The organism is Paenalcaligenes sp., from assembly GCF_030152715.1.
Classification (GTDB): domain Bacteria; phylum Pseudomonadota; class Gammaproteobacteria; order Burkholderiales; family Burkholderiaceae_B; genus Paenalcaligenes; species Paenalcaligenes hermetiae.
This window is the reverse complement of the sequence record NZ_JASLIX010000037.1, coordinates 1-4,595: the sequence shown is the minus strand read 5'-3', so window position 1 is coordinate 4,595 and position 4,595 is coordinate 1. Positions and strand designations below refer to the sequence as shown.

Sequence of the window (4,595 nt, the reverse complement as noted above, 5' to 3'; positions counted from 1 at the left end):
CATAATGAAAGCTCGGCAAAAGTCTCTAGTTATGAACTGTGCGCTTGACGGTAAGTCTACGGGTACTGTGACAGGCATTAATCAGGTTTGGTCGATGGATTTTATGCATGACCAGTTCGCGGATGGCCAGAGTATTCGTCTATTTAATGTCGTGGATGACTTTAACCGTGAAGGTTGAGGTATTGAAGTGGACTTCTCCTTGCCGGCCGAACGAGTGATACGAGCGCTATAATCGAACGGTTCGTTATGATTGGCTAGCTCAACACCTCTTCGAAAGCCTAGAGGAAGTACAACAAGGAGCCACAGCTTGGCTCTGGATATACAATAACGAACGCCCCAACATGGCATTAGGGGGGATTACCCCCCAACACGCAACTCTTGCTCATTTTTAAGCTCAATATTAGGGTAGGTGGGATTCGCAGCTAGTAGGCTGGTTCTTCCTTGTTTTTTGAATAATCGCTTAATAGTGAATTCACCATCAACAACCGCAAGAACAATATGGCCATGTTTAGCATTGATGGAGCGGTCAACCACCACATAGTCTCCACTATCAATACCAGCAGTTTGAGCTAGAGGTTTCATAAGTCAATGAGACTGTAATTTCATACAGTATTTTTGACTAAACTGAGCTAAAGGTCAAATTGAAAATTAATTCATTTAATAACACGCTAATAATAAATGTGGATAAAAATAGATCTGTGTTGTGTGATGTTGCGACTTTTTGGATTGCCGGACGTACGCACTGAAAACGGTATTCAGCGTTTAATTTAGCTTGCTCTTCTATAAAAGCAGAGTAGCCCTAGAGCGTGGCTGCGTATATGTTGATCTCCACTTATTGCTTTCTGTTTATTTATACAGCTAAATAGAGAGCGTGGATAGTGGGGTGGAATTAAAATGGCACAAAAATGACACAGCGCAAACAAAAACAAAAAAGCACCTAAAGCATAAAAGCTCTAAGTGCTTGATTGTTTGAGGTATTCTTGGTCGGGACGGAGTGATTCGAACACTCGACCCCTTGCACCCCATGCAAGTGCGCTACCAGGCTGCGCTACGCCCCGAAAGATTTAACTATAGCATGTTGGGTTTAAATTTGTCAACTATCATTAACATCTGCCAACATAGGATATCTGCTTTAAAATAGCGTATCCACGCACACAATCTGTGCTGTGCTAAAGTTAAAAAATGATTATATAGGAAAATGAAAAATGTTTCAAATTGGTGATGTGGTTAAGTTAAATAGTGGGGGGCCGGCAATGACGGTGACGCAGTTAGGGCTAACACATGGGCGGGTAGAATGCATGTGGTTTGATTGCGAGGGGAATTTAAAAACGGCGTTTGTCCATGCCAGGGCGTTGCAAAAGGTGGCTGGATGAGGTGGGGCAAGCCGCTCACCCCCTTGGCAAAGAGCAAAGCCTTGGCCATGGCTTTTTTATTAGGGGCTTTTTTTCTCTTTATTATTGCCAAACGGTTAAATGATGGTGCTGTCTACTGGGGGTACCTGATTGCTTTTGCTGAGGCTGCCATGGTGGGAGCACTTGCGGATTGGTTTGCTGTGACGGCATTATTTAGACATCCATTAGGGGTGCCTTTGCCACACACAGCAATTATTCCTCGAAATAAAGCGCGTATTGCGAGTAATTTGGGGGACTTTATTTGCGAGCATTTTTTGTCTACCGATCAAGTAATGCTCAAATTAAAACAGATGCAGTTGCCTCGAACGACGATGCGCTGGCTAGCTAAAAAAACCAATGCCCAATTATTAGCTTCTTATGCAGCATTGGTAGCGCAGCACAGTTTAACGGCATTGCGTGATGTCAGGGCCCAGCAGTTTATTCAGCAAACCGCTGTGCGTAATTTGAAAAACATTAATTTCGCCACATTGGGCGCACAAGTTCTGCAGTTGCTTACAGCAGACCAGCGTCACCAAGAGCTTTTAGATCAGTTGTTACATCGCATTAGCGCATTAGTGCAACAGCCTAAAATACAAGCTTTTATTGCTGAAAAAATCGCAGCAGAGGTCAAACGCACAGTTCATATTAAAAAAATCAGTGACTATGTAGGGGATTGGGGGACAGAAAAAATTGTCAGTCTTGTGGCTAAGGAAATAGAAGCCATCGCTGCCGACCCCCATCACGAATTGCGCTATAGCTTTAGTGCTTATTTAAAAGCCATGGTGTTGCGGCTTCAAAGTGACCCCGTTTTTATAGAAAAAGCAGCGCAAATGCAAACGCAGTTTTTGCAAGATCCGGCTTTACAACGTTATTTAACCCAGCTTTGGGGGGATATTTTAGATTGGTTGGAACAAGATCTGCATGGTGCGGATTCTGTATTACAACAAAAGCTAAGTGTTGGCCTGCAGCAAGTGGCTCATCATATTTTGCAAGATCATGCTATGCAACAGTTACTTGATGAAAAACTACAAGAGATGGCGCCACCACTGATAGAAAAATACCGGGGCCGTATTGCACAGTATATTGCTGATCGCGTGAATGCTTGGGAAGAAAAAGAATTGGTGTATCAGCTAGAGCATGCTATTGGCAAAGACCTGCAATATATACGCATCAATGGCACCGTAGTGGGTGGTGCCATTGGCCTAGTGATCCATTTTATTGGGCGTTGGTTGTAATGGGTGGTTGATGCAGGGCTTGTCTGGCTTTTTGAATGGCGAGTTTTATATAAGGGTCCATGCTGTCTTGCCGTAATACCCAGTCTTGATAATCAGGCGGTAACTCGCTAATAGGGGTGCCTTTGTGTTTACCAAAGGGCATCAACCGTGGTAAGCGTGCTTGTTCAGAAAGCTCCCAAAGCTGCTCCCAAGTTTGTACGGGTTGCTCGAGTAGAGCCAGCATTTTTTGCAGAATAAAACGACAGTTTTGTACATCTGCTAAAGCTGAGTGGGCGTTTTTTAAGCGTTCACGGGCATGGGGACGAAAAAAATAGTACATCAGCGCCGATTGGCTATGACTATCTAGTTGAGGTAAAAGCATACGGCTTAAAGCCAAGGTACAAATTCGCTTAACGTTAGGGCGGCCTGCCATTTCCCAGTCATAATCGACATTGTGCCCAATCATGTACTGGGCTTGTGCTGGAAACTGAAATGTTGTGCAGGGTGGGCAGTTGACCAGCTCCTCATCATAAATGTGATGCACCGCTAACGCCCCTAAACTAATGGGGTGACGCGGCTGATAACGCTGCTCAAACTGACTTACCACCTGTAAAGTGGTTGGGGCATCGATCTCTAGCCAGGCGGCTTCAATAATATCCGGTTGTTCTGTACCAGTCGTTTCCGTATCAAAAATATAAGCACTCATGATGATATCAGTAAAGTTATTTAACCTATTTATGATAACGCAGTAACGTCACCTTGGTGGTTGTGCGGTTTTGTAACAGCAGCATTAAGGTATTTAGGTCGTAAAGTGCACTATGACGGTCACTCAGTAACAATTATGGGTTTATCCGTATTTACTTTTTGATAAAAATTGATCTTGGAATAATGAGAAATAGCAGTATGATGAAACTGTGCTTTTAATTCATTCTTGATTGATTAAAAGCGTTTTATCGATAACGGAGGTGCTTTATGTTTAAATCCACTTTAAAAACCACAGTTGCCGCTGCTGCTATTGCTTTAGCAGGAATAAGTGGTGCAGCTCTTGCTGACACAACAGCCCACGATCAAATGCAACCGGTGGCCACATCCGTTGCCCAGATTCTGCAAGACACCAAAGATGATCAACGTGTGTCATTACGTGGACAAATCACTAAGCAAACGTCTGAAGAAAAATTTATTTTTACTGATGGTAGCGGTGAAATTCAATTAGATATTGATGATGACCTCACCAAAGTTCAGCCGATCAACCCACCGGTAGAGGTAGAAATCATCGGCGAAGTAGATAAGGGTCTGATTAGTGACACCGAAATCGAAGTCAAATCGTATACCATTGTGCAATAAACTACAGCTAAAAAAAACCCAGGGTAATGCCTGGGTTTTTTTGTGCTTAACCAACTTGGAAATGTCCCTCTGGATAACGAATACGGCTGCGGCGACGTGTAGCTAGGCTATATACCAAGGTCAGGGGGCCTAGTCGCCCTGCAAACATGAGTAAGGTAAGGACAAATTTACTAGGCAAGGAAAGCTCTCCTGTTATACCAAAACTCATACCTGTGGTTGTGATGGCAGACATGACCTCGAACATCACACTGCGCAAAGGCAGCTTATCAAAAATCGTAATAAATAAAAGCCCCATAAAAAATAGGCTAAACGTGATAAGCACCAAAGACAGTGCTTTTTGTACCGTTTCCGGGGATACAGTACGCTGCATGAGCACCACCTCTTCACGGTGACGTAAATAGGAAATAACAGCAGCAATTAACACAATAAACGTACCAAGCTTAATACCGCTCGCTGTACTTAAGGAACCGCCACCAATAAACATGTAAAACATGATGAGCAAAACCGAGCTATCACGCATGCTGCCAGCGTCCATTGTCACAAAACCTGCGGTACGACTGGAGATGGCTTGAAGCCAAGCGGCGGTGGCTTGCTCATACCACGGCAAGCTGGCGATGGTGTTGGGGTTTTTGTGCTCAAATAACCA

6 protein-coding genes, 1 tRNA gene and 1 pseudogene are annotated in these 4,595 nt (G+C 43.8%); 4 read left to right on the top strand and 4 right to left on the bottom strand.

Annotation, left to right across the window (positions count from 1 at the left end; translation table 11 throughout):
• Positions 1–79: 79 nt before the first annotated feature.
• A pseudogene (locus Q1V74_RS02880) lies at positions 80–392 on the top strand (integrase core domain-containing protein); the annotation flags it as partial.
• Here the strand turns inward: Q1V74_RS02880 and Q1V74_RS02875 are convergent.
• On the bottom strand, positions 358–582 hold the full coding sequence (locus Q1V74_RS02875) for a LexA family transcriptional regulator (RefSeq protein ID WP_300646986.1): 225 nt from the start codon (positions 580–582) through the stop codon (positions 358–360). The pseudogene Q1V74_RS02880 and the gene Q1V74_RS02875 overlap by 35 nt on opposite strands.
• A 399-nt stretch (positions 583–981) precedes the next feature.
• Positions 982–1,058, bottom strand: a tRNA-Pro gene (locus tag Q1V74_RS02870).
• Between the two features lie 147 nt (positions 1,059–1,205).
• Here Q1V74_RS02870 and Q1V74_RS02865 point away from each other — a divergent pair.
• On the top strand, positions 1,206–1,373 hold the full coding sequence (locus Q1V74_RS02865; RefSeq protein WP_260648791.1) for a DUF2158 domain-containing protein: 168 nt from the start codon (positions 1,206–1,208) through the stop codon (positions 1,371–1,373).
• Complete coding sequence (locus Q1V74_RS02860) at positions 1,370–2,626, top strand: DUF445 domain-containing protein (RefSeq protein WP_300646985.1); 1,257 nt, start codon at positions 1,370–1,372, stop codon at positions 2,624–2,626. Before Q1V74_RS02865 ends, Q1V74_RS02860 begins: the two co-directional genes overlap by 4 nt.
• Here Q1V74_RS02860 and Q1V74_RS02855 read toward each other — a convergent pair.
• A complete protein-coding gene (locus Q1V74_RS02855) occupies positions 2,607–3,311 on the bottom strand; it encodes a DUF3820 family protein (RefSeq protein ID WP_300646984.1) in 705 nt (234 codons plus the stop codon). The genes Q1V74_RS02860 and Q1V74_RS02855 overlap by 20 nt on opposite strands.
• Positions 3,312–3,577: 266 nt before the next feature.
• On the opposite strand from Q1V74_RS02855, the gene Q1V74_RS02850 reads away from it, so the two are divergent.
• Positions 3,578–3,949: a NirD/YgiW/YdeI family stress tolerance protein gene (locus Q1V74_RS02850; RefSeq protein WP_300646982.1), complete on the top strand. Its 372-nt coding sequence runs from the start codon at positions 3,578–3,580 to the stop codon at positions 3,947–3,949.
• A gap of 46 nt (positions 3,950–3,995) precedes the next feature.
• Here the strand turns inward: Q1V74_RS02850 and Q1V74_RS02845 are convergent.
• The coding region (locus tag Q1V74_RS02845) for a potassium transporter TrkG (RefSeq protein ID WP_300646981.1) at positions 3,996–4,595 on the bottom strand (600 nt) is incomplete at its 5' end.

Bases quoted from the DNA above. Each gene is read 5' to 3' on its own strand.
- Q1V74_RS02865 (WP_260648791.1), top strand. From the start codon at position 1,206: ATGTTTCAAATTGGTGATGTGGTTAAGTTAAATAGTGGGGGGCCGGCA.
- Q1V74_RS02855 (WP_300646984.1), bottom strand. From the start codon at position 3,311: ATGAGTGCTTATATTTTTGATACGGAAACGACTGGTACAGAACAACCG.
- Q1V74_RS02860 (WP_300646985.1), top strand. From the start codon at position 1,370: ATGAGGTGGGGCAAGCCGCTCACCCCCTTGGCAAAGAGCAAAGCCTTG.
- Q1V74_RS02850 (WP_300646982.1), top strand. From the start codon at position 3,578: ATGTTTAAATCCACTTTAAAAACCACAGTTGCCGCTGCTGCTATTGCT.
- Q1V74_RS02875 (WP_300646986.1), bottom strand. From the start codon at position 582: ATGAAACCTCTAGCTCAAACTGCTGGTATTGATAGTGGAGACTATGTG.